The 22,320-nt window shown below is 70.6% G+C and carries 25 protein-coding genes; 11 read left to right on the forward strand and 14 right to left on the reverse strand.

Annotation, left to right across the window (positions count from 1 at the left end):
• Positions 1 to 2,713, forward strand: a 2,713-nt coding sequence (gene fxsT / locus HOV77_RS04610; protein ID WP_290857886.1) for an FxSxx-COOH system tetratricopeptide repeat protein, incomplete at its 5' end; no start/stop codon positions are given.
• A gap of 12 nt (positions 2,714 to 2,725) precedes the next feature.
• On the opposite strand, the gene HOV77_RS04615 is transcribed toward fxsT, so the two are convergent.
• Positions 2,726 to 3,553, reverse strand: a complete 828-nt coding sequence (locus HOV77_RS04615; RefSeq protein ID WP_290857887.1) for an alpha/beta hydrolase — start codon at positions 3,551 to 3,553, stop codon at positions 2,726 to 2,728.
• A gap of 116 nt (positions 3,554 to 3,669) precedes the next feature.
• On the opposite strand from HOV77_RS04615, the gene HOV77_RS04620 reads away from it, so the two are divergent.
• On the forward strand, positions 3,670 to 4,392 hold the full coding sequence (locus HOV77_RS04620) for a class I SAM-dependent methyltransferase (protein ID WP_290857888.1): 723 nt from the start codon (positions 3,670 to 3,672) through the stop codon (positions 4,390 to 4,392).
• Here HOV77_RS04620 and HOV77_RS04625 read toward each other — a convergent pair.
• Complete coding sequence (locus tag HOV77_RS04625) at positions 4,389 to 4,772, reverse strand: nuclear transport factor 2 family protein (protein WP_290857889.1); 384 nt, start codon at positions 4,770 to 4,772, stop codon at positions 4,389 to 4,391. The genes HOV77_RS04620 and HOV77_RS04625 overlap by 4 nt on opposite strands.
• 199 nt (positions 4,773 to 4,971) lie before the next feature.
• On the opposite strand from HOV77_RS04625, the gene HOV77_RS04630 reads away from it, so the two are divergent.
• The 4 genes from HOV77_RS04630 to HOV77_RS04645 all read left to right on the forward strand — a co-directional run bounded on the left by HOV77_RS04630 (position 4,972) and on the right by HOV77_RS04645 (position 8,433).
• Positions 4,972 to 5,601 carry a carbonic anhydrase gene (locus tag HOV77_RS04630; protein ID WP_290857890.1) on the forward strand — a complete coding sequence of 210 codons (630 nt, stop codon included), beginning with the start codon at positions 4,972 to 4,974 and terminating at the stop codon, positions 5,599 to 5,601.
• A gap of 18 nt (positions 5,602 to 5,619) precedes the next feature.
• Entirely contained in the window at positions 5,620 to 6,120 is a 501-nt protein-coding gene (locus HOV77_RS04635) for a hypothetical protein (RefSeq protein WP_290857891.1), read from the forward strand.
• A 130-nt stretch (positions 6,121 to 6,250) separates the two neighbouring features.
• Positions 6,251 to 7,078: a hypothetical protein gene (locus tag HOV77_RS04640; RefSeq protein ID WP_290858051.1), complete on the forward strand. Its 828-nt coding sequence runs from the start codon at positions 6,251 to 6,253 to the stop codon at positions 7,076 to 7,078.
• Positions 7,075 to 8,433, forward strand: a complete 1,359-nt coding sequence (locus HOV77_RS04645) for a hypothetical protein (protein ID WP_290857892.1) — start codon at positions 7,075 to 7,077, stop codon at positions 8,431 to 8,433. The genes HOV77_RS04640 and HOV77_RS04645 overlap by 4 nt, the downstream gene beginning before the upstream one ends.
• Before the next feature lie 102 nt (positions 8,434 to 8,535).
• On the opposite strand, the gene HOV77_RS04650 is transcribed toward HOV77_RS04645, so the two are convergent.
• The 3 genes from HOV77_RS04650 to HOV77_RS04660 form a co-directional block, all read right to left on the reverse strand.
• On the reverse strand, positions 8,536 to 9,645 hold the full coding sequence (locus HOV77_RS04650) for a glycosyltransferase (protein ID WP_363259643.1): 1,110 nt from the start codon (positions 9,643 to 9,645) through the stop codon (positions 8,536 to 8,538).
• Entirely contained in the window at positions 9,642 to 10,598 is a 957-nt protein-coding gene (locus tag HOV77_RS04655) for a glycosyltransferase (RefSeq protein WP_290857893.1), read from the reverse strand. The genes HOV77_RS04650 and HOV77_RS04655 overlap by 4 nt, the downstream gene beginning before the upstream one ends.
• A 71-nt stretch (positions 10,599 to 10,669) precedes the next feature.
• A complete protein-coding gene (locus HOV77_RS04660) occupies positions 10,670 to 11,386 on the reverse strand; it encodes a MerR family transcriptional regulator (protein ID WP_290857894.1) in 717 nt (238 codons plus the stop codon).
• Between the two features lie 69 nt (positions 11,387 to 11,455).
• Between HOV77_RS04660 and HOV77_RS04665 the strand changes: the two genes are divergently transcribed.
• Entirely contained in the window at positions 11,456 to 11,977 is a 522-nt protein-coding gene (locus HOV77_RS04665) for a hypothetical protein (RefSeq protein ID WP_290857895.1), read from the forward strand.
• Here the strand turns inward: HOV77_RS04665 and HOV77_RS04670 are convergent.
• Positions 11,967 to 12,794, reverse strand: coding sequence for an alpha/beta hydrolase (locus HOV77_RS04670; protein ID WP_290857896.1), 828 nt, complete (start codon positions 12,792 to 12,794; stop codon positions 11,967 to 11,969). The genes HOV77_RS04665 and HOV77_RS04670 overlap by 11 nt on opposite strands.
• Before the next feature lie 59 nt (positions 12,795 to 12,853).
• Between HOV77_RS04670 and HOV77_RS04675 the strand changes: the two genes are divergently transcribed.
• Positions 12,854 to 13,369, forward strand: a complete 516-nt coding sequence (locus tag HOV77_RS04675; protein WP_290857897.1) for an AAA family ATPase — start codon at positions 12,854 to 12,856, stop codon at positions 13,367 to 13,369.
• Here the strand turns inward: HOV77_RS04675 and HOV77_RS04680 are convergent.
• From HOV77_RS04680 to HOV77_RS04695, 4 genes are all read right to left on the reverse strand, one after another.
• Positions 13,349 to 13,933, reverse strand: coding sequence for a TIGR03086 family metal-binding protein (locus tag HOV77_RS04680; protein ID WP_290857898.1), 585 nt, complete (start codon positions 13,931 to 13,933; stop codon positions 13,349 to 13,351). The two genes, HOV77_RS04675 and HOV77_RS04680, sit on opposite strands and share 21 nt — an antisense overlap.
• 128 nt (positions 13,934 to 14,061) lie before the next feature.
• Positions 14,062 to 14,340, reverse strand: a complete 279-nt coding sequence (locus tag HOV77_RS04685) for an adhesin (RefSeq protein ID WP_290857899.1) — start codon at positions 14,338 to 14,340, stop codon at positions 14,062 to 14,064.
• Positions 14,341 to 14,458: 118 nt separating this feature from the next.
• Positions 14,459 to 15,259: an alpha/beta hydrolase gene (locus HOV77_RS04690; protein WP_290857900.1), complete on the reverse strand. Its 801-nt coding sequence runs from the start codon at positions 15,257 to 15,259 to the stop codon at positions 14,459 to 14,461.
• 197 nt (positions 15,260 to 15,456) lie between these two features.
• Positions 15,457 to 16,437, reverse strand: a complete 981-nt coding sequence (locus HOV77_RS04695; RefSeq protein ID WP_290857901.1) for a LysR family transcriptional regulator — start codon at positions 16,435 to 16,437, stop codon at positions 15,457 to 15,459.
• A 61-nt stretch (positions 16,438 to 16,498) separates the two neighbouring features.
• Here HOV77_RS04695 and HOV77_RS04700 point away from each other — a divergent pair, with 61 nt between their 5' ends.
• Positions 16,499 to 16,978 (forward strand): anthrone oxygenase family protein, encoded by a 480-nt coding sequence (locus tag HOV77_RS04700; protein WP_290857902.1) that lies wholly within the window; start codon positions 16,499 to 16,501, stop codon positions 16,976 to 16,978.
• Between the two features lie 112 nt (positions 16,979 to 17,090).
• On the opposite strand, the gene HOV77_RS04705 is transcribed toward HOV77_RS04700, so the two are convergent.
• On the reverse strand, positions 17,091 to 17,978 hold the full coding sequence (locus tag HOV77_RS04705) for an SDR family oxidoreductase (protein WP_290857903.1): 888 nt from the start codon (positions 17,976 to 17,978) through the stop codon (positions 17,091 to 17,093).
• A gap of 85 nt (positions 17,979 to 18,063) precedes the next feature.
• Between HOV77_RS04705 and HOV77_RS04710 the strand changes: the two genes are divergently transcribed.
• Together HOV77_RS04710 and HOV77_RS04715 are read left to right on the forward strand one after the other, a co-directional pair.
• Positions 18,064 to 18,678, forward strand: coding sequence for a helix-turn-helix domain-containing protein (locus HOV77_RS04710; RefSeq protein ID WP_290857904.1), 615 nt, complete (start codon positions 18,064 to 18,066; stop codon positions 18,676 to 18,678).
• 5 nt (positions 18,679 to 18,683) lie between these two features.
• A complete protein-coding gene (locus HOV77_RS04715; protein ID WP_290857905.1) occupies positions 18,684 to 19,439 on the forward strand; it encodes an aminotransferase class IV in 756 nt (251 codons plus the stop codon).
• 1 nt (position 19,440) lies between these two features.
• Here HOV77_RS04715 and HOV77_RS04720 read toward each other — a convergent pair whose 3' ends face one another.
• Genes HOV77_RS04720 through HOV77_RS04730 form a run of 3 tightly spaced genes read right to left on the reverse strand, consistent with a single transcriptional unit; the run spans position 19,441 to position 22,200 of the window.
• Positions 19,441 to 20,382, reverse strand: a complete 942-nt coding sequence (locus tag HOV77_RS04720; RefSeq protein ID WP_290857906.1) for a siderophore-interacting protein — start codon at positions 20,380 to 20,382, stop codon at positions 19,441 to 19,443.
• Positions 20,383 to 20,425: 43 nt separating this feature from the next.
• Positions 20,426 to 21,199 carry an ABC transporter permease gene (locus HOV77_RS04725; protein ID WP_290857907.1) on the reverse strand — a complete coding sequence of 258 codons (774 nt, stop codon included), beginning with the start codon at positions 21,197 to 21,199 and terminating at the stop codon, positions 20,426 to 20,428.
• Positions 21,196 to 22,200, reverse strand: coding sequence for an ATP-binding cassette domain-containing protein (locus HOV77_RS04730; protein ID WP_290857908.1), 1,005 nt, complete (start codon positions 22,198 to 22,200; stop codon positions 21,196 to 21,198). Before HOV77_RS04730 ends, HOV77_RS04725 begins: the two co-directional genes overlap by 4 nt.
• Positions 22,201 to 22,320: the final 120 nt, after the last annotated feature.

Here is a 22,320-nt window from a genome sequence, read left to right on the forward strand (position 1 = left end):
CAGCGGCACCGATCGTCGACGCGGTGAGATAGTCACGTTCTACTCCTTCAAGGGCGGCACCGGGCGCACCATGGCGGTGGCCAATGTGGCCTGGATCCTGGCCTCCGCCGGCAAACGCGTGCTCGCCGCCGACTGGGACCTCGAATCGCCGGGACTGCACCGGTTCCTCCATCCGTTCCTGGACGCCGCACGGCTGTCCACAGCGGGCGGAGTGATCGACCTGATCCGCGAGTTCGAGCACGCCACCGGGGCCGGCGAGCCGCAAGACCCGGCCTGGTACGCCCATTACGCCGAAGTGGACCGGTACGCGTTGCCCCTGACGTGGTCGTTCGGCCGGGGGCGGCTCGACGTCCTGACGGCCGGTCGGCAGAACCGGGATTACGCCACCCACTTGAGCGACCTCGACTGGGACGACTTCTACGAGCGCCGCCACGGCGGCCGGTTCTTCGACGCCCTGCGGGAGGATCTTCGGCGACGCTACGACTACGTGCTGATCGACAGTCGGACCGGGCTCAGCGAACTCGCCGACATCTGCACGGCGCACCTACCGGACACCCTGGTCACCTGCTTCACCTTCGCCGAGCAGGCGATCTCGGGCGCGGCGACGCTGGCCCGGGAGATCGCCAGCCGCCATCGCAACCGGGCGATCCGCGTACTGCCCGCGCCGATGCACATCGATCGCAGCCAGGCGGCGCAGGCGCAGGCCGGGCGCACGGTGGCGATGCGCCGCCTGGCCGGGCTGCCGGCCGGGCTCACCGACGCCCAACGCCGCCGCTACTGGGCCGCCGTCGAGGTGCCCTACCAGCCCGCGTACGCGTTCGAGGAGATCCTCGCCGCCGTCGCCGATCCACCGGGCGTGCCGGGGACGATGCTTTCGGCGTACCTCGAACTGGTCCGGCACATCACGAACGGGGAGGTCACCGGGCCGCCGATCCTCGACGAGGGGGTGCGACGGCGTACCGCCGCCCGGTTCGTCCGGACGCCCGATCCCATCGTCAGCGACGTCACCCTTCAATACACGCCCGTCGACGCGGTCTGGGGCGAGTGGGTCGCCTCGATCTGCCGGGGCGCGGGGCTCGTGGTCGCCGATCCGTGGCTCGACGGCTTCGATCCACCGCCCGGTGCCGCGCGGCTCACGCTGGTCTCGTCGGCCAATGCCGCAGCGCTCGCCCGGCTGACCCACGACGAACGCGCCCAGCCGGGTGGCCCGCCGCTGGCCGCGTACATCGCCGACGTCACGCCGGTGAGCTCCTTCGACGCCGCGCACAGCGCCCAGCTGCACTCCGGTGACGTGGTCGCGGCGACGACCAATCTGCTCACTCTGCTCGGCCACGCCTCGACCGTCCTGGATGGACCGCACCCGCCGACCCGGTTTCCCGGCCGCCCGCCCGCCGTCTTCCAGGCCCCGTCGCGCGACCCCCGATTCACCGGCCGCGGCCAGGAGATGCGCGAGCTGCGCGACCGGCTGCGCGATCAGGAGGGCACGGCGCTGCTCCCCGGTGGGTCGCGCGTCGCGGTCCTCGGCATGGGCGGCATCGGCAAGAGCCAGATCGCCATCGAGTACGCACACCGCTATGCCGCCGCTTATGACTTGGTGTGGTGGATCGACGCCACGGGTGACGTGACCGAGCAACTGGCCGCGCTCGCCCCGCACCTGGCGGTCAAGCGCCCGTCTCCGGCAGCCGCCGCTCGGGCCGCCCTCGCCGCCCTCGAACGCGGCCGGATGTACGCGGACTGGCTGGTGATCTTCGACGGGGCGGACGACTTCGACGCCGTCGCCGGGCTGCTCCCCCGCGGTTTCGGCCACACGCTCGTCACCTCGCGTGATCCGGCCTGGGCCGAGCACGCCGAACCGCTCGAAGTCGGCCTGTTCGACCGGGCCGAAAGCATCGCGCACCTGCGCCATCGACTGCCGACCATCCGCGACTCCGAGGCGGTCCAGGTCGCCGCGTCGGTGGCGGACCTGCCGGTCGCCGTGGCCGCCGCTGGCCGCTGGCTGGCCGACACCGGCCGTCCGCCCGCCGAGTTGCTCGTCGAGCCCGAACGCATCGGCTCCCGGCTGCGCTGGTGGAACACCTCCCTCGACCGGGTACGCGCCGAGGCAGCGGCGGCGTACCGGCTGCTGGAAGTGTGCTCCGTGCTGGGCCCGGAGATCGGACTGTCCATCGTGTACAGCGATGCCCTCGCCGCCGCGCTCGCCGAGGTCGACCCGGCGGTCGTCGATCGGTGGCGGCGCGGCAAACTCGTGCAGACGCTGACTCGCCTCGCGTTGATCCAGCTCGACGTACGCGGGCCGGAGGCGGGCGGCGCGCGCGTCGTCATCCACCCCGTGCTCCAGCAGGTGATCCGATCCCGGATGAGCGAGCCGGAGCTGGCCGTCATCCGGCATCACGCGCATGTCGTGCTGGCCTCGATCCGGCCACCGGCCGAAGTGGACGATCCGCGCGGCTGGGGGGCGTACGCCGAACTGTGGCCGCATCTCGACGCCTCCGGCGCGGCGGAGTGCACCGACGCGGCCGTCCGTCAGCTGCTGCTGCATCGGTTGCGTCACTTGCGCCGCCGCGGCCAGTACGCAGAAGGCCGCCGGCTCGGCGACCGGCTCGAACAGAGCTGGACCGAGCGCCTGGCCTTTCTGGCCGAGCCCGACGCCGCCGAGTTACGCCGCCAGCTGGCGTACCTGAAGTTCCAGGTGGCGTCGTTCCCGGAGGGATGATCCGGCGCGCCCTCAGGATTCCGCGATCACCCAGGCCAGCGCCTGCGGAAGGATCTCCATCGCGCCGAAGTGCGCCGTGTCGGCCTGAATCTGGACCTCGGCCCGTTTGAGCTGGGAAGCCAGCCACTCCGTATGCCCCACCGGCGAGAACGAATCGTCGGCGCCGTGCCACAGCAGCACCTCGGTGTCCACGTCGGACAGCTGGAATCCCCAGTCGCGCCGGAAGGCCAGGGCGTCGTCCACCCAGCCGTGCCCGCCGAAGCGCATCGCCTCGGCGTACGTGTCGGCGATCTGGCGGCGGATCACGGCGTCGTCGATCACCCGGAGATCGGACTCACGCAGTTCGCCCCGTAGCGCGTCCATGAGAATCCGCGGATCGCGGCGGACATGGTCGGCCCGGGCCAGCAGCCGTTCGGTGAACAGCGCGACGTCGCGATCGGCCACCTCGTAGTCGCTCGTGTTCCCCTTCGCCATCCCGTCGAACCAAGCGAGCCCGGGCGCGTCCGGCGGGGCGATGCTGACCAGCGCGGCCGACCGGGTCACCCGGCCCGGCAGCAGCGCGGCGCAGGCGAGCGCGTGCGGTCCGCCGCCGGATCGGCCGATCACGGCGAACGTCGGCAGCTCGAGATCGTCGGCGATCGCAGCCACGTCGTCGGCCGCGTCGCGCACCAGCCGGCCCGGCCTCCGGGTCGAGCCGCCGTAACCGGGGCGGTCATACGAGATCAGGCGTACGCCCATGCGGTAGAGCACGCTGCTCCGGGGACGGGGACCGCTGCGGCTGCCCGGCGTACCGTGCATGAGGAAGACCGGCCGACCGTCGGGGGCGCCGCTCACCTCCACCGACAACACCCCGCCGCGTGGCGACGGCACCAGGCGCGGTTGTGCACGGCGCGTATTGGACACGTGACCTCCCGTGTCTGAGCCTACGGCAGCCCGGAGTCTGGCACGATGCCAGGATGATCTCCGACGCCGAGTTCGCGGCGCTCTACGACGTCCTGAACCCGTGGGACGTCGAGCGGTACGCCTCGGACGCCTTCTATCACCGGCTCGTCATGGCCTCGGACGCCGTCCTCGACGTCGGCTGCGGAACCGGGTCGATGCTGCATTACGCCCGTTCGCAAGGGCACCGGGGCCGCCTCGTCGGACTCGAACCCGACCCGGCGATGCTCGCTCGCGCGTCTATGCATACCGATGTGGAATGGGTTTCGGGAGCCGCCGCCGACGCGGCCTGGAGCCGCGAGTTCGGCCTGGCCACCATGACCAGCCACGCGTTCCAGTGCCTGATCAGCGACGACGAGCTACGCGCCTCGCTGACCGCGATCCGCGCGGCCTTGCGCGACGGCGGCCGGTTCGCCTTCGAGACGCGCCATCCGCAGGCGCGCGCGTGGGAGGACTGGAATCCGGGCAACGTCACCGAGATCGCCGACCCTCCACTTAGGAGCTGGCATCGCGTCGACACAGTGGACGGTGACGTGGTGACCTTCACCAGCCTCGTCTCAGACACGTCCGGAGCGGTGCTGCGCACCGAGCAGACCGCGCTGCGATTCCTCGACGTGGCAACGCTGAACGCGTTCATCGACGAGGCCGGATTCGCGATCGACGATCAGTTCGGCGGCTGGGACGGTACGCCGATCGGCCCGGACAGCCGCGAGATCATCACGATCGCCCGCCGCCGCTAGCCGGTGACGCCGGCCGGATTGTCCTGGCCGAGATAGGTGCCGTGGCCCTGCGCGACGAGCTCACCGTCGAAGATCAGCACCTCGTTGACGAGGTTGCCGCGCTGGTTGCGATAGCTGATGACGATCGTGCTGACGCCCGCGAAGACGGCCTCGACCGTGAAGCGCAGATCCGGGATCGCCTGCAACCCCTTGCCCCAGTACGCCCGCAGCGCCTCCTTGCCGCGCAGGACGCCACCGGTTTCGGGGAGGAGCTGGGCGGCGACCGGCGAGGTGAAGACCACGTCGTCGTGGAAGTGGCTGAGGATCGCTTCCAGGTCGTGGCTGTTCCAGGCGTCCACCCAGTGGCGGCTGAACTCGGTCGCACGCTCGTTCGTGATCATGCGCCCCACTGTAGTGGACCGCGGTCCACTACAGTGGGGGTGCCCCGGCGCATCATCCGCATAACGCGCTTAAAAACGCGCGCAAAGCCGCGTTATCCCGGGTTACGCGCCCCAAGACCTGGGAACCCCCCGACGGCCGCAATCTTCGTACGGCAGAATTGCGAACGAGGACTCATGATCCGTCGACCGGAAGGCCGAGATGAGCGAGCCCGTACACCCCGACCTGCCGGTGTCCCCGGCCGACGCGCTGAAGTTGCTGCTCGACGGCAACGATCGGTTCGTCGCCGGCGAACGCCAGCACCCGAACCAGGACGCCGACCGGCGTACTGCCAACGCGACCGGACAGCGTCCGTTCGCCGTGCTGTTCGGCTGCTCCGACTCCCGGCTCGCCGCCGAGATCATCTTCGACCGGGGGCTCGGTGACCTGTTCGTCATCCGCACCGCCGGGCACGTCGTCGGGGCGGAGGTGCTGGGCAGCATCGAGTACGCCGTGGCGATGCTCGACGTGCCGCTCATCGCCGTGCTGGGCCACGACTCCTGCGGGGCCATCGGCGCAACCCTGGACTCGATCGCCGAGGGCACCAGCCCGCCCGGGTTCATCCGGGACATCGTAGAACGGGTCATGATCAGCGTCGTCCCGGTCCGTGAGCTGGCCGTCCGCGATCCCGATCTCGCGGTCACCGAGCACATCCGGTACACCGCCGACACGATCATCGAACGCTCCGCGCTGATCGCCGAGCGGGTCGAGGAAGGTCGCTGCGCGGTCGTCGGCATGTCCTACCGGCTCGCCGAGGGTAAGGCCAGTCTGGTCACGCGGCACGGCGTCTGATCGCGTAGCGTGGCGGCCATGTCGGTCCGTCTCGTGGGTGCCAATCCCGGCATGACGGTCCGCGAAGGCGATCAGCTGCTCGCCTTCGCCTCCGTCTGGCGCGTCGACTGGTCCGAGCGCGGCGCCGGGCTCGCGCTCGTCCTCTGGCACGCGGGCACGACCCAGGTGGTCAGTGCGTCGCCCGCGCTGGGCGGCTGGCTGGCCGAGGAGTTCACCCGCCATTTTCCGGAGGTACGCGGACAGCAGTGGCCGGATCCCCTGGTGGTCGAGGCCCCGGTGGCGTGGGAACAGGATCTCGGCGTGGGCCTGCGGGCGTCCGCCGCCGACGTCACCGTCGAGATCACCGGGCCGAAGGACCGCCGGCTCGTCCGGGACGAGGCGTTCGACCTGGGCGGCTCGTCGCATCTGCTGTCCACGGTGTACATGCCGTGCGCCGTCGGCACGCTGACCGTCGCGGGCGTTCCCGTCACCGGTGACGTCCACGCGTACCTGGCCGACGCCGAGGTGTGGTGCGCCTAGAAGCAGGCCCTAGCCACGGCAAGAAAGTCACCTGGCGTACGTGCGTTGTTCAGCCCGAGCCGGATACCCTGCTCCTGGCGGCTCGCCTTCGGGGCGTGGCGTCGAGACCCACCGCGACCGAATGAGTTCCGTGCATCACGCCAATCACTACTACGGGCACTCGCGCATCCTGGCCCGCTACTGCGGACTGGACGGCGACTTCCCGCGCATCCACGGCTATCTTCAGCACGGCTGGAACATCGGCGACGGCATGGCCCCGGATCACGACTTCGTCCCGGGCGTACCGCTGCTCGTGTGGTCGGAACGCACCCGTCGCCGGGCCTGGTCGCTGGGCCGCCACACGGCGTACGCGCTCGGCTCGCCGTGGGCGTACCTGCTGCGGATGGAGCCCGGCGAACTCCGTGAGCAGCGACGCGGCACGATCTGGTACCCGTTTCACGGCTGGGAGGGTCAGGACGTCCTCGGCGACCACAGCCGCCTGATCGCGCAGATCCAGCTGACCGAGCCCGGCCCGGTGACGATCTGCCTGTACTGGCAGGAGTACCAGTCCCGACGGCTGCGCAGGCGCTACGAGCAGGCCGGGTTCCGGGTGATCTGCCACGGCTACCGCGGCGATCGCTGGGGCCATCAGGACCCCGAGTTCCTCCATCGGCAGCTCCGCGAGCAGCGCCGGCATGTGCGAGTCGCGTCGAACCGGCTGTCGACGGCGGTGTTCTATGGAACTCTCGCGGGGTGCGAACCGGCCGTGTACGGCGATCCGATGCACCTCCAGCGGGAGAACCCGGTCTACGGCGGTCAGGCCCGGGTCCGACGCGAATGGCCGGAGATGCACGGGGAGCAGCTCGACCTCGCGGTCGCCCGGGAGGTGGCGGTGGCCGAGCTCGGCGCCGACCGGCTGCTGGACCCGGCGGAGATGCGCTGGCTGTTGCGTTGGCCCACAGAGAAGGCGATGGGATGAACCACCCGCTCGGCGGCGAGCTGCTCGCCTACTCCGATCTCGACGGCGCGCACGGCGTCGGTCCCGCGCGCGGCGAAGCGCTCGCTGCGCTCGCGCGTACGGCCCGGGGGCGGGTGCTCGTCGCCGGCCCGCACGACCCCGGCCTCATCGACGCGATCAGCGCCGACCGGCTGACCCTGCTCGTCCGCGCGCGCTCCGACGCCGATACGCTCGCCGCCCGCTACCCGGCCGCCGCCGTCTACACCGGCGATCTGTTCGCGCTGGAAGCCGCGCTCGACCCCGACGCCGCGTACGACACCGTCGTGGCGCTGGCCGGACTCGACCGGCTCACCGGGCCGGAGGCGGACCGTCCGGAGTGGACCGAGGTACTCCGGCGGCTGACCGCGCGGCTGCGTCCGGACGGGACTCTGCTGCTCGGAATCGGCAACCCCGTCGGTGTACATCGGCTGACCGCGCCACCGGCCCCGGCCGCCGACCAGGACTGGGTGGACGACGTCGGCGGACCCGGGCTCGACGAGGTCCTGCGGGAACTGAGACGTCCCGTCGTCCGGGCGTACGCCGGATTCCCGTCACCGGTCGCGCCGACTGTCCTCATCGGAGCAGATACGCCCGACAGCGGTGTCCTGCAAGCCGCATTGCTGCGGAACACAGCCGTCGAGGGCGCACTCGCCGATCCGAGCCGGGTGGCCGCCCGGGCCCTGCGCAGTGGCTCGGCGATGGCGCTGGCCGCCGCCTGGTTCGTCGTCGCGGGTTCGGCTGCCGCCGCGGATCTGCCGTCCGCTGTGCCGGAATCAGCCGGCTCCACTGGGCGTACCCTCGAGGAATCGATTAGCTTGGCTGCCGCGAAACGCGACTTGCCCGCGGTACGCGAGCTGCTCCAAGCCTGGCAGCAGGGACCCGCAGGCGTGCCCGCGGACCAGGTGATCGTCGAGCCGGCCGGGCTGACCGCGCTCAGCGCGAGCATCGAGCCGGCCGAAGCGTTGCGACGCCTCGCCGCCGTGCTGATCCACAATGGACACGCGTACGCCTGGCCGCACGAAGGCGTGGCCGACCTGACGGTCGCGCTTGCGGCGATGGCCGGGATCGAGCTGAACCCCGCCGACGTGCCCGACGCAGCCGCCCCGACCTGGCACGATCTCGTCGCCGAGCGGGACGAACTGGCCCGCCTGCTGGCCGAGGCGCAGGCGCAGCGGGCCGCCTACCAGCAGCTGGCCGACGAGCGCGAGCAGAAACTCCGCGAGACGCTGCACCTGGTCGAGCTGCTGAGCACCTCCGGACCGGCTCGGATGGGCCGCGCCTTCGTCGGCGGCGTACGCGTCGCGCGCCGCACCGCCCGCCGCTTCCGCCTCCGCTAACCCCCACCCTTTCCGCGCGATCATGAACTACTCGGGGTGATCGACAGTGTTTTCCCAGCTCGCCGATCTCGTGTGCGGGTGATCGACTCCGCGAGCGGGTGGTCAACAAGGCGCGGGGCGGGCCACGGAGTCGTAGATCTTCTCGAGCTCGGCGGTCTGCCGACGCAGGTCGAAGTGCTCGGCTACGAAGGAGCGAGCACTCGCGCCGAGGGAGGCGCAGAGTTCGGGATCGGCGAGCAGCCGACGCAGGTTGGCCGCCAGTGCGACGGGAGCACCTTCCGGGCTGAGCAGGCCGGTTTCGTTGTGGCGTACCGCTTCGGGGATGCCACTGTGCCAAGTGGACACTGTCGGCAGGCCCGACGAGGCGGCCTCCAGGATGGTCGTGGGCAGGCCTTCGCTGTCACCGTCGGCCGCGGTCTTGGACGGCGCGACGAAGATGCGCGACTCGGCGAGACTCCGCCGGACGACGGCGGGTGGCTGCGGGCCGAGGAACGTCGCGTCGAGGCGCAGTTCCGCGGCGCGTCGGCGCAGCGCATCCTCCAGCGGGCCACCGCCGAGCACGAGCAGCCGGGGCTTGCCGTCCAGCGACGACATCGCCGTGAGCAGGTCGTCCACGCCCTTCTTCTCGACCAGCCGGCCGACGAACAGCAGGTCCCACTGCTTGACGGCGGATTCGACAGCGGCGAGCGCGACGCCGGTGTGGTGTACGCGTACCTTCGCGGGATCGGCCCCGAGCTCGACCGCCTTGTCGCGGATGAAGCCGGACACGGCGATGATCAGCGACGCCCGGGCGAACACCGTACGCAGATGGCGGCGGTAGCGGACGCCGCGCGGCCCGGATTCACGGGGCAGGCGGGTCACGTCGTACCCGTGGATCGTGACGATCAGCGGGATCCCCGCCTCGGCCGCGGCTCCACTGATGAGCCAACCGTCCCCGGCGAAGTGCGCGTGCACGAGGTCGGGACGCAACCGGCGCAGGGTGGCCCGGAGCAGGGCTGAGCGACCGGTGAGCTTGAGCGCCACCAGGGCGCGGCGGCCGACCGCCGTCTCCGGGAACGCGATCACGTCCGAGTCCGCCGCGACGGGCGAGTCGACTTTGACCGCGCCGCAGAAGGTCGGCTGCCAGGACGTCAAGGCGAGCCCTTGGGCGCGGACGAAGGTCTCCGACGCCGGGAGCATACTGCTGCGCCAGATGAGGACCGATCCGCTCACACCAACTCTGCCTGAGGCCGGGGCGCTCTCGACAACGCCTTGTCGCGCAGCGTACGCCGAAGGCCGGGCGGGATCAGCCAGATCTGGAGGAACGTCACGTAGTCGATGAACCCGGGGCGGCCTTTGCGCCGGGCCTCCCGCAGCAGCAGCCAGAACACCTTGGGGCTGTGCGTCTGCGCCGCCATCGAGCTGACGACGCTCATCACGATCGCCGCGTACGCCTTCGGCGTCACCAGCGACTCGTTGCGCCGCAGCCAATCCAGCGACTGCTGCCACTTGGCCTCGAAGCTGATCCGCGGCCGGTTCTCGTCCTGATACCAGATGACAAGCGGTTCGGCTACGTAGACGAGTTCGGTGCCCCCGACGGCGAGCGCTCGCAACGTCCAGTCGAGTTCCTGCATCCGGGGGACCTTGGGGGCGAACGGAACCTGTCGCAGCACCTCGGTCGGGGCCATGATCGTGGAGGTCTGGATGAAGCCCTCACCGTGGAACAGCCCCCGGCGTACGGTGAAGTATTCGCTCCACGGTTCGCCGGGTTGCCGCAACCGGCGCGGCATCGCGTACTCGGCTCGGGGGGTGCGGTTCAGCAACCGGCTCGCCACGATCGGCCGCTGCGCTCCGGCCGCCTCAGCGGCGGCGAGCTGCTTGGCCAGCTTCTCCGGCAGCCACTCGTCGTCGTCGTCCAGCATTGCCGTCCAGGGCGCCGCCGCCGCGCGTACGCCGGTGTTCCGGGCGTTCTGCGCGCCGCCCTTCTCGGGCAGCTCGATCACTCGCAGCCGGGCATCGTCCACTGCGGCCAACGCCTGCCCGGTCGCCGGATCGGGACCGTCGACGACCACGATGACTTCGAGGTCCGCCATGGTTTGCGCGAGCACACTGCGTAGCGCGCGCACCACCAGTTCGGGGCGGCCGAACGTCGGGATGACCACGCTCACCCGGGGGCTGACCTGCATGCGGCCGACGCTAGGGGCCGAGCACGACGCGAAGGTGAACGACAGGCTGCTCCGGGGCGTACGCGGAACTGCTAGAGCGTGGCGAGCATTAACGCGCTGCGCAAGTAATCCCACGAGACCTGGGACAGCAGGCCCTTCGACGCCTCGGGCGCACCGCGGCCGTCCAGCTTGGCGTACATCCGCGCGACGATGGACCGATCGCCGCCGCTCATCTCCGCCATCACCGCGTTCCATCGCCGGACGAGTTCCCGGGCCTCGTCCGCGCTCGGATCGACCTCCGTCGCCACGAGCTCGGCCGCCCGCTGGTCGAGCGCCGTGATCGACGCCATCCACTCACCGAACCCGGCCGAGTGCCGCTCCTTCATCCGCGCCAGCTGCTCGTCGCTGAAATACCGCTCCCGCACGATGACCTCCATGGTGTCCAGCAGCTCGCGCACCGGCAGATCGGACTGCCGAAGCGCCGCGCTCAGCTTGGTCAACCGCCGCCGGACGGCCTCCCAGCGGGTCAGTTCGGCCTCCGCGTGCTCCAGCTGGCGGCTCACCGCATACGCGAGATCGTCGGGCTCGCCGTCCAGCGAGTGCCCGATGTCGCCCAGCGGTATGCCGAGCTGCCGCAACGCCACGATCCGGTACAGCCGGCGTAGGTCGGCGGGAGTGTAAAGCCGATGCCCGGCCGACGATCGCTCGGCCGCCCGCAACAGGCCGATCTCGTCGAAATGATGCAGGGCCCGCACGGTCAGGCCCGTGGCGGCGGCCAGTTCCCCTACCCGCCACCGTCGCTGCTCCATGAGCCGACGGTAAGCCCTCACGCCGCGTGAGGGGCAACCTCGCTTGACGGGGCGAGCGATTCTGAACGTATGCCTTGGGGGCTGAACGACGACCAGCGGCGGCGGCTCGAACGGGAACGTGAGAAGGCCGAACGCAAAATGGCGAAGGAACGTCAACGGATCGAGCCCATCTTGGCTCGGGAACACGAGCACTTCTTGCAGGAGCAGGCGTACGCGGCGGCCGAAGCAGCCCACCGCACACGCTTCGGCCCCAAGACCGTCACCGGGCCCGATCACGAGCCTGTGCAACTGGAGGTGCGGACGGCCGGTCAGGCTCGGTTCCGCGATCCACCGCGATCGAAGTCCGCCTGGCACGGCGGCGCGCCCGACGATTACAAAGGCCTCCGCCTCGATGTTCCGATCAGCCTGTGGCAGCTGATCGCGCCGGACCGGTTCGTGCTGCGGATCTACGCCGCCGGTCTGAAACAGCGGTCCCACGTGGTCCGTCTGCGGGACGAGGACACCGCAGCCCGGCTGGTCACCGAGATGACCGCCGCCGTCGAGGCGCGTGGCCTCGACGGCTTGCGCCGGTGGATAGTGATCAAGCCTTGAGGAAGGCCAGCAGATCGGCGTTGAACTCGTCCTGGTGGGTCGCGGTCAGCCCGTGCGGCGCGCCCGGATAGACCTTGAGCTCACTGCCCTTGATGAGCTTCGACGACTTGTACGCCGAAGCGACGATCGGCACGATCTGGTCATCGTCGCCGTGGATGATGAGCGTCGGCACGTCGATCTTCTTGCAGTCCTGGGTGAGATCGGTTTCGGAGAACGCCTTGATGCAGTCGTACGCCCCCTTGAAGCCGACGGTCATCCCCTGGAGCCAGAAGTGGTCGCGCAATCCCTGGCTGATCTGGGAACCCTCCCGGTTCGCACCGTAGAACGGCAGGCTCAGATCGTGCCAGTACTGCGACCGGTCCCGCTCCACGCCGGCTCGGATGTCGTCGAAGACGCTGCGGGGCAGCCCTTCGGGATTGGCGTCGGTCTGGAGCATCAGCGGCGGAATCGCCCCGACGAGGACCGCCTTCGCGACGCGTTCGGTGCCATGGCGGCCCATGTAGCGGGTGATCTCGCCGCCGCCGGTCGAGTGCCCGACGAGGACGACGTCTCGCAGGTCGAGTTCTTCGATGACCGCGGCCAGGTCGTCGGCGTACGTGTCGAGGTCGTTGCCTTCCCAGGGCTGGCTGGATCGCCCGTGCCCCCGCCGGTCGTGGGCGACCGCGCGGAATCCGTTGGAGACGACGTACCACATCTGATCGTCCCAGGCGTCCGCCGTCAGCGGCCAGCCGTGGCTGAACACCACCGGCTGCCCCGTCCCCCAATCCTTGTAGAAGATCTTCGTGCCGTCTTGGGTGGTGACCGTTCCGGTACTCATTCGGTCGAGCGTATTCGCAGGTCAGAGGCCATGTAGCGGATTTGTGAGATCCTTGTCCGGTGGCTGATCTTCTGCTGATGGTCAATGGCCTTCCCGGCTCGGGGAAGACGACGCTGGCGACCGGACTGGGCACTGCGCTGGGCGTACAAGTGATCTCGAAAGACGTCGTGAAGGACGGTCTGCAGGCGCTCTTCCCGGCTGTTCCGGCGCGAGCGTTCGGCGCGGCCGCGATGGAGGCGGCCTACTGGCTGTGCGCGGGCATCGAGGGAACGGTCGTGCTCGAATCGTGGTGGTTCCGGCCGCGCGACCTCGAGTTCGCGCGGGCCGGGCTGCGCGGCACCCCGGTGGTCGAGCTCTGGTGTGATGTCCCGGTCGAGATCGCCAGGCAGCGGTACGCGAGCCGCAAGCGACCGGCGCACTATGAGGACGACCGGCACCTGGCCGAATCGTGGCCGGACTGGGCTCGGCGCGCCGAACCGTTGGCGCTGGGGCCGGTGCTGCGCGTCGACACAACGTCCGAAGTGGACTTCGCGCGCCTTCGTGCGGAGATGGAGTCAGTCCGGCCGGGACGGTGACCGGCCGAGGTGCGCGACGATCCGGTCGAGCGGCGCAGCCACGGGATCGGCCGCGACCGCCCGGCTGAAGAAGCCGCCGCGGTCGTCGGCGTCCGGAATGGACTCCGCGATGGCCAGCGACTCGGCGAGCACCTCGTCGTCCAGCACATAGCCGGCGCCCAAGGTACGCGCGACGTCCCACCCGTGGACGACCGCGTCGATGAGATGGGCGCGGACAGCGTTCGGGCCCTTGATCAGCCGGTCCGTCGCGAACTCCGGGATCACGAAGCCGCGTTCCAGTACGCCGTCCTCCGCTATCGCGCGCTGCACGTCGGCGGCGGCTTCGGCGTACTCGGTGATCGCATCGTCGCCGTGGTACTGCGGCTTCCAGTCGTCGGCAGTCGTGACGGCACCACGCGCGGCCCCGGCGAACCCGCGATCCTGCGCCGTCATGTGGGCGAGCAGATCCGCCAACGTCCAGCCCGCGCACGGCGTCGGCCGGCTCAGATCGGCCGGCGTCGCCTGAGCGACCGCAGCGGCACACGCGCTCATCGCCCGGGTATGCAGTTCCTGCAGCTGCTCCATGCGCCGGATGCTACCGGGCACTTTGATCGCCGCGCGCGCCATGATCGCTTTCGGTCGCCATGATCAGCGGAGTTTTCGTGGGGTCATAGCACCGCGAAAACTCCGCTGATCATGGCAGGACCCCCCAGTTACTGGTCGGCGAGCATGAATTGGATCTCGCCCCCGTCGGTCATGGTGGCGTCGATCATCTTCTCGTCGAGCAGCAGGGTGGCGTCGGAGTCCAGGAACAGCAGGGCGTCCCCGCTGGACAGGATCTGGTCTCCGTCGGCGGGTGATGCGACCAGGCTGAGCTGCAGATTTCCCTCGCCCCCGCCGGACGAGATACGCAGCCCGGACCCGTCGGGAATCTGCGGTGCGTCGGTCAGCGCGCGGATGGCGTCCGCAGCGCGCTCAGTTACAGCAAGCATGTGGAGAGCCCTTCTTGTGACGACTCTAGGCAAAGCTCCAACGTGCCCGTATCCGACGGCCTATTCAAGCGTTTCGGCGGGTTTATCCATCTGACATCGGGGTACGCCGCGCGCCCGCTCACCCCAGGACGTCATCCAGGAAGTCGATGCCGGCGTCGATGAGCCCGCCGATGTCGGCGTACCCGACGAAGCAGTGATCGCCGCCCTCGGCGGCCAGGACGTCGCAGCGTACGCCGACCGCCCGGAGTGCCTCGGCGAGCTCGACGGACTGCGCGAACGGGACGACCCGGTCGTCGGTCCCGTGCACGGCCAGGAACGGCGGCGCGCCCGCGTGGACGCGGTGGGTCGGGCTGGCGGCGCGAGCGGTCTCGGTCACCGCCGGCAGCGGGCCGCCGAGGTAGCGCGCGACGTTGTCCTCGGGGTCGTCGCGCCCCTTCAAGGCGAGGAAGTCGGACACGCCGTACCAGTCGACGACCGCGTGCACCGCGGTGTCGTCGCTGCCCAGGAGCCCGGCGAGGGCGGCGAGCTGACCACCGGCGGACTCCCCCAGCGTGGCGAACCGAGCGGGGTCCAGCCGCAGCTGGGCGGCGTGCGTACGCACCCAGCGGATCGCCGCCTGGACGTCGTCCAGCTGCGCCGGGAAGGAGATCTCGCGGGCGAGCCGGTAGTCGACGTCGGCGACGGCGTACCCCCGGTCGATCAGCCGCTGGTGGAACCCGAACGGCTCGATGGAGTCCGGCAGCCAGACCCGGCTGCCGGACGTCCACCCGCCCCCATGCACCCAGAACACGACCGGGAAGGGCCCCTCGCCCGCCGGGATGTGCAGGTCCAGCTGAAGCGGGCGGAACCCGGGCGGGTCGGCGACCACGATTCCCGGATACGTGACCGTAGGCCGGGGCATGGCAGGCAGAAGATCCATGCCCCCAACCTACGCCGGGCCCGGCTCCTGGTAGGTGTGGCGAGCGTGCCGGACGCACCGATCCGGCACGCTCGCCCCGGCGGGGCACGGCCGCCGTAGGAGCCGAGGCCGGAGCCTCAGAGGGTGTAGAAATCGCGAGTTGTCATGCGCAGGACGCTACTGGCGTAGACCGGTCACCGAGAGTTGTCAGCGAGGTCTTATCGCGCCGCGTAAGGCTCCGGATGCCGCTGCAACCAGCCGGTGTACGCCGTGCTCCGGGCCACGGCGTCGGCGTATGCCGCGCGCGCGTGCGCGACGACCTGGTCGGACGCGCCCGACGACGGCGAGCCGGGCCGCCAGCCGATGAGGTGCCGCCAGCGCAGCCCGTCGGCGCGCAGCGGCACCACGGCGACGCCCGGCGAACCGCGGAACGTCGGCTGGCACAACGCGACCGCGTCCCCCGTACGCACCAAGTCGATGCAGCCGCCGACGTCGGTTTCGAAGATCGGCCGCGGCGCGAATCCCGCCCGGGCGCACGCGGCCGCGAAGCAGTCGGCGAAACAGCCGTCGCCCGGCGTGGCCGCCCAGAAGGCGTCGGCGAGCTGGGCGAGGTCGACCTCGGGGTTGGCCGCCAGCGGGTGGTCCGCCGAGAGCAGGATGAACACCGGGACGTCGGCGATCAGCTCCCAGGACAGCCGGGTGGTCAGCTCGGACGCGGTTTCGCCGAGCGCGCCGCCGCACACGCCGACCAGGACGAAGTCCAGTTTGTCGCCGAGCAGCATCTCTTGCAGCTCTACTGTGGACCATGACGGGTGCGAGGTGATCCGCGCGGCCGGCTGCGCCGCGTTGAGCCGGGCGACGAGCCCCCCGATGAGCGGCCCGTTCACCGCCCCGATCCGGTACGCGGCCGGCTCGGCGGGCTGGGCGAGGCTCTCGGCGAGCCGAGTGGCCTCCTCCTCCAGCCCTTGGGCGGCGGGCAGCAGCACCCGGGCCCGGGCCAGCACCAGTTCACCGAGCTCCGTCGGGCGTACGCCGGTGTGGTCGCGGTCGAACAACCGGCCGCCGAAGATACGCTCGATCCGTTGCAGCTGCGTGGTCAGCGCGGGCGTGGCCAAGCCCAACCGGGCGGCAGCCTTGGTGACGCTGCCCGCGTCGGCGATCGCGCACACCGCCCGGAGGTGGCGGAGTTCCACCCGCATTCGATGATGCTACGACTGAGGGCATGGCCGGGGCCAGGTCGCCGGACACTATCGTGGGGAGGTGGACGCAACGACGCTGGTAGTCATCCTCGCCGGAACCCTGACCGCGCTGACCGGCGGGCTCATGTTCTGCTTCGCCGTCGCCAACAATCTCGCACTGAAACTCGTGGACGACCGCACCTATGTGAACGTCGTGCAGAAGACGAACCTGCGGATCGTGAACCCCGTCTTCCTGCCCGCCTTCCTCGGCCCGGTGGTGCTGCTGCCCTTGGCGACGATCCTGGCCGCCGGGACGGGAGCGTTCGGGTGGCTGCTCGCGGCGTCGATCGCGTACGTCGTGGGGCCGTTCGGCGTGACGGTCAGCCAGAACATCCCGCTCAACAAGCGGCTCGACGCGGTCGACGTGCGTACCGCCTCCGACGCCGAGCTCGCCGCCGCCCGCGGCTGGTTCGAGCAGCCCTGGATCGCTCGCCACACCGTGCGTACGGTGCTCGGCGTCGTCGCGATCGTGCTGGTCCTCATCGGAGCGACCCAGCTGTAGCGGCTGCTGCTTCCGCGCCGGATCAGGGATCCGGGTCGAATCTCGCCCCAAGATTCGGCCGTGAACCCTGATCTGGCGCGCACGAAGATCCCGTGGCGTCCGCTGCCGCGCGTCAGCGGAAGTAGTGCGGCAGATCGGCCAGCAGCCCGGGTCCGACGGGCGTCCAGCCGAGTCGCTTCCGCGTCAGGGCGCTCGACGTCGGCGCGTCGAGCCCGAAGAACTGGCCGATCCAGCCGAAGTGCTCGGCGGCGTCCTCCGGAGCGATCGAGACGACCGGTAGGTCCAGTCCACGCCCGATGGCCTCAGCGATGTCCCGGGTTGCGATCCCCTCTTCCGCGACGGCGTGAACGACGCTCCCGGCGTCGGCGGAGTCGAGTGCCAGACGGACCGCCTTGGCCGCGTCGAGCCGGTGCACCGCCGGCCACCGATTGGATCCGTCGCCGACGTAACCTGACGCGCCGCGCTGCCGGGCGACGTTCACGAGCGTCGCGATGAAGCCGTGGTCGCCGTCGCCATGGACGGTCGCCGGGAATCGCAGCGCGATGGGTCGCACGCCGCGTTCGGCGTACGACAAGGCGAGGTTCTCACCGCCGCCGCGCGGGGTGTCCGGTCCGCTGAACGGGCTGGCGTCGAGTTCGGTGGCGATCCGGCCGGCTGCCAGCCGGGCCACGCCGGAGGCGAACAGGAACGGCCGGTCCGACCCGTCGAGCGCCTTGCCGATGGTCTCCACCGCGGCACGCTCGGTCCGCCCGGCCCCGGCGTAGTCGCTGAAGTCGTGCTTGAACGCGAGGTGGATGACGGCGCCGGCATCCTCGGCCCCGGCACGCAGACTGTCCGGGTCGTCGAGGCTCCCCCGCCGAGCTTGTGCCCCCGCCTCGGCCAGCGCCCGGGCCGACTCCTCGGACCGGGCGAGCCCGACGACCTCGTGACCCGCGGCGAGCAGCTCGGGAACCACGGCCGAACCGATCCAACCGGACGCTCCGGTGACGAATACACGCATGATCCACACATCCTCAGTTCGATGTCATCTTCTGACATCAACCGTAGCACGTGATGTCAGAGGCTGTCATCACTACACTGGCGGCATGGGACGCTGGGAGCCGGACGCACGGGGACGACTCGCCCGCGCGGCGTTGGACCTGTACGCCGAGCGCGGCTACGAGCAGACGACGGTGGCCGACATCGCCCAGCGCGCCGGCGTGACCGAGCGGACCTTCTTCCGGCACTTCACCGACAAGCGGGAAGTGTTGTTCGACCCGTCCCTCACCCTGCAGGAGACCATGGTCGCCGCCATCGCGGCCGCCCCGGCGGACCGAACGCCGGTCGAGACCGTGGTCGGCGCACTGCAGACCGCCGTGGCGATGCTGGAAGAGCGCCGCGACTGGTCCCGGCGGCGGGCGGCCGTGATCGCGGCGAATCCGAGCCTTCTCGAGCGAGAGCTGCTGAAACTGGCCGCCCTGGCGACCGCGGCCGGAGCGGCGCTTCGTGCCCGGGGCGTACGCGAGCCTCGGGCCAGCCTGGCGGCCGAGACCGGCGTGACCGCGTTCAAGGTCGGCTTCGAACACTGGGTCGGCGAGCCGCCCGCGCAGGACGAAGCGGTGCAAGAGCCCGAATCACCCGCCCGGACACTCGCCGACCACATCGGCGAGGCCCTCGACGAAATCAGGGCGCTGACCGCGACACCAAGACCGCTAGGCTGACGCGGGTGGATCTGATCACCGTCGAGATCGACGGAGCCGCGCCGACTCCGGCCCAGCTGGAGCAGCTGGCGTTCGCCCCGTTCGGGCATTTCACCGCGATGCAGGTCCGCGACGGTCGCGTCCGCGGCCTCGATCTGCATCTGGCCCGGCTCGCGCAGGCCAATGCGGAGATGTTCGGGGCCGACCTCGACGGCGAGCGGGTTCGCGAGCTCATCCGGCACGCGCTCGGCGAGCTCACTGACGCGTCGGTGCGCGTACTGGTCTTCGGAGAAGAGCCGATCACCACGGTGGTCACCGTCCGCCCGCCGTTCTTCTCCCCCGAGACGACCAGCCTGCTGCCCGTCGACTACTCGCGTACCGTGCCGCATCTCAAGCGCACCAACGACTTCGGGCAGGCGTACTGGGGTCGGCACGCGGCTGGCGCGGGTTTCGGCGACGCGCTGCTCGTCACTCCCGGCGGCGCGGTGGCCGAGGCCGGGATCGCCAACGTCGGCTTCTGGGACGGCGCGCGCATCGTCTGGCCGGAGGCCCCAATGCTGCGCGGGATCACGCTCCAGGTGGTTCAGCCGCGGCTCGCGCTGCCCCAGCATCATCAACTGGTACGCCTGACGCAGCTCGCCGAGTTCACCGGTGCGTTCGTCACCAACTCGCGGGGCATCTCGGCCGTCACACGCATCGGCGATCACGAGTACGCCGTGAACGACGACTTGATGCGGGAACTGCACCGGGCGTACGGGTCGGCGTCGGCGGAGCCGATCTGAGTCAGGCGCCCTCTGCTTTGCCCTGCCGCCAGTAGCCCATGAACGCCACCGAGCGGCGGTCGAGCCCGTATTCGGTGACCAGCGCCCGGCGCAGAGTCTTGATGACCCCCGCCTCCCCGGCGAGCCAGGCGTACCGGCCGTCGGGGACCGCCTCGGGAACCTCCCAGAGCAGCTGCTGGTCGACGTCGACATCCTCCAACGTGGACGCGCCCGCGCCGACGGGCACCGGGAGCATCCGTTCCGCCGCGGCGCGGACCGCCTCGATCAGCCGTACGCCGTGCGCCGCGCCGTCTCGGGGCAACCACGTGACCTGCATCCCGGCCGGGGCCGCTATCGGGAACCGGTCGCCGGAGACGGGCACCTCCAGCAGCGCCACCCCCTGCGCATCGGCGGGCAGCCGTTCGAGGATGCCGGCGATCGCCGGGACGGCCGTCTCGTCCCCGGCCAGCAGTACGCTCCCCAGCACGGCGGGCGGATGGAAGTCGATCCCCCCGTGGACTCCCCCGTACAACGCGTCGGGACCGTAGACGGCCAGTTCGTCGCCCGGCTGAACCTCGCCGGCCCACTTCGACGCCGGACCGGTCACGCCGTGGAGCGCGACGTCGAAGTCCACCTCCGCAGGCTGGGCCTGATGAGGTCGGCCGTCCGTCCTCACTCCCGGCTCGAGCGTTCCGGCCGACGGTGTTCGCACAGCGCGCACCGTGTACGTGCGGATGGGGTTCTGACGTTCCGTTGGCAGGGCACGCCATTGTGCGTACCAGTCGGCTGTGGTCGGAAGATCGGCGACGCCACGGCCCGGAAGCGGAAGGATGAGCTTGAACCGCTGGTCGAAGCCGTTGTCGGCGAAGTCGCGCAGCGATTCGCCACCGAGCGTGACCCGGACGAAGGACGGACTGAGCGGCGTGACCCGGACGACGCGGACCGGGAAGATGCGGAACGGCACAGGGTGAGGATAGGTTAGCCTACCCTCACCCTGTCAAGCGATCTCAGATCGACTTCTGATACCCGCGGAAGCTGCGGATCGACAGCGCGACCAGCGCCAGTGCGAGCACGAGCAGCCCGCCGCCGAGCCGGCCCATGGCGGCCCAGTCCGGATCGGCACTGAGGGCCGTGCGGCCGATCTCGACCGCCCAGTTCACCGGGTTCGCCGCGGCGGCGTGCTGAATCCAGCCGGGCATGAGCCCCTTGGCCATGAACGCGGTGGACAGGAAGGTCAGCGGCAGCAGCAGGAAGATGCTCAAGCCGATGATGGTCTCCCGTTGCCGGACCGCGAGCCCCATCGCGGTCGAGAGCCCGTTGAACACCGTCCCGAGCAGTACGCACGCCGCCAGCAGCGCCGCGACGCCGCCGACGCCGCCCGGGAACTCCGCCCCGGCGAGCCACCCGAGCAGCACGATGATCAGCGACTGGACGATCGTGCTGACCGCCGCCTCGATCACGCCCGCGTTGACGATGGCGCTGCGCCGGATCGGCGCGACCAGGAACCGGTTGAGCGTGCCGCGTTCGATCTCGTCGATCGCGCCCATGCCGGACCACATGTTGGCCGAGACCGCGTTCATCACGACCACGCCCGGGATCAGGTAGTCCAGATAGGACGATGAGCCGAAGCCCGGCAGCTCGACGACCCGCTTGAACAGTGCGCCGAACAGGAACAGCCAGACGGCGGGCTGCACGAGCGTGATCACGAGCACCGCGGGCTGCCGGAACAGCGCCTTGAGCCGGCGGTGCGTCATCCACCAGGTCTGCGTCACGATGTTCACGCCGCCACCTCCACCGTCTGCTCGCCCGTCTTCGCGCCGGTCTTCTCCGCGTCGAACCGGCGGCCGGTGTAGCGCAGGTAGACGTCGTCCAGCGACGGACGGGCGACGGTCACCGCCGCCACCGGTACGCCGGCCCGATCGAGCGCGGCGAGGATGCCGGGCACGGCCGCCGCTCCGTCGTCGGCCCGGGCGCTGACCGTCACGCCGTCCACTGTGGTCTCGCGTACGCCGGGCAGATCGCCGAGCAACGCCAGCACCCCGGTTCCGGCGGCCTGCCGCAGCGTGAGGTGCACTGCGTCGCCCCGGAGTTCGCCCTTGAGCACCTCGGGCTCGCCCTCGGCGACGATTCGTCCACTGTCGACGATCGCCAGCCGGGCGGCCAGCCGATCCGCCTCGTCCAAGTAGTGCGTGGTGAGGACGACGGCGAGCGCGTCGTCGGCGGCGAGCCGGGCGATCTCGGCCCACATCGCCGCCCGCGCCTCGGGGTCGAGCCCGGTCGTGGGCTCGTCGAGGAAAAGCACCTGCGGCCGGTGCACGAGACCCAGCGCGATGTCGAGGCGGCGCTGCATCCCGCCCGAGTAGGTCTTGACCGCCCGCCCGGCCGCCTCGGTGAGGCCGAAGCGGTCCAGCAGGTCGGCCACCCGCTTCCGCAGAGCACTGCCGGACATGCCGTAGAGGCGGCCTTGCAGGGTCAGATTGTCCCGGCCGGAAGCCGTCGGGTCTGCCCCCGATCGCTGCGCCACCACTCCGATCACCCGGCGTACGCGGTCGGGGGCGCGCAGCACGTCGTGCCCGGCGACGGTCGCCGTCCCGCTGTCGGGGCGGGCCAGCGTCGTCAGGATCTTGATCGTGGTGGACTTGCCGGCGCCGTTCGGGCCGAGCAGCCCGAACACCTCGCCCGGCTGGACGGCCAGCGACAGCCCGTCCAGCGCCCGGACGTCGCCGGGATAGGTCTTCACGAGGGCCTCGGCCATCACGGCCGGCCCGGGGTTGTCACGCATCTTCTCCTCCGGTGCGTACGCGTACCGGACCGGCGAGACGGTTATCCTTGCTGGTGCGACCGGGCAATCGGGCCGTCTCGCGGTTCGGTTCGCTCTGGTGTGGCCCCGGCGAGGTGTTGC

This window comes from Hamadaea sp., from assembly GCF_013362815.1.
Taxonomy (GTDB): Bacteria; Actinomycetota; Actinomycetes; order Mycobacteriales; family Micromonosporaceae; genus Hamadaea.

Excerpts from the sequence above, each read along its gene's own strand:
- HOV77_RS04630 (WP_290857890.1), top strand. The coding sequence starts at position 4,972 with ATGAGCGAGCCCGTACACCCCGACCTGCCGGTGTCCCCGGCCGACGCG.
- HOV77_RS04710 (WP_290857904.1), top strand. The coding sequence starts at position 18,064 with ATGGGACGCTGGGAGCCGGACGCACGGGGACGACTCGCCCGCGCGGCG.
- HOV77_RS04690 (WP_290857900.1), bottom strand. The coding sequence starts at position 15,259 with ATGGATCTTCTGCCTGCCATGCCCCGGCCTACGGTCACGTATCCGGGA.
- HOV77_RS04645 (WP_290857892.1), top strand. The coding sequence starts at position 7,075 with ATGAACCACCCGCTCGGCGGCGAGCTGCTCGCCTACTCCGATCTCGAC.
- HOV77_RS04620 (WP_290857888.1), top strand. The coding sequence starts at position 3,670 with ATGATCTCCGACGCCGAGTTCGCGGCGCTCTACGACGTCCTGAACCCG.
- HOV77_RS04730 (WP_290857908.1), bottom strand. The coding sequence starts at position 22,200 with ATGCGTGACAACCCCGGGCCGGCCGTGATGGCCGAGGCCCTCGTGAAG.
- HOV77_RS04635 (WP_290857891.1), top strand. The coding sequence starts at position 5,620 with ATGTCGGTCCGTCTCGTGGGTGCCAATCCCGGCATGACGGTCCGCGAA.
- HOV77_RS04705 (WP_290857903.1), bottom strand. The coding sequence starts at position 17,978 with ATGCGTGTATTCGTCACCGGAGCGTCCGGTTGGATCGGTTCGGCCGTG.
- HOV77_RS04695 (WP_290857901.1), bottom strand. The coding sequence starts at position 16,437 with ATGCGGGTGGAACTCCGCCACCTCCGGGCGGTGTGCGCGATCGCCGAC.
- HOV77_RS04685 (WP_290857899.1), bottom strand. The coding sequence starts at position 14,340 with ATGCTTGCTGTAACTGAGCGCGCTGCGGACGCCATCCGCGCGCTGACC.
- HOV77_RS04665 (WP_290857895.1), top strand. The coding sequence starts at position 11,456 with ATGCCTTGGGGGCTGAACGACGACCAGCGGCGGCGGCTCGAACGGGAA.
- HOV77_RS04625 (WP_290857889.1), bottom strand. The coding sequence starts at position 4,772 with ATGATCACGAACGAGCGTGCGACCGAGTTCAGCCGCCACTGGGTGGAC.
- HOV77_RS04670 (WP_290857896.1), bottom strand. The coding sequence starts at position 12,794 with ATGAGTACCGGAACGGTCACCACCCAAGACGGCACGAAGATCTTCTAC.
- HOV77_RS04655 (WP_290857893.1), bottom strand. The coding sequence starts at position 10,598 with ATGCAGGTCAGCCCCCGGGTGAGCGTGGTCATCCCGACGTTCGGCCGC.
- HOV77_RS04660 (WP_290857894.1), bottom strand. The coding sequence starts at position 11,386 with ATGGAGCAGCGACGGTGGCGGGTAGGGGAACTGGCCGCCGCCACGGGC.
- HOV77_RS04680 (WP_290857898.1), bottom strand. The coding sequence starts at position 13,933 with ATGGAGCAGCTGCAGGAACTGCATACCCGGGCGATGAGCGCGTGTGCC.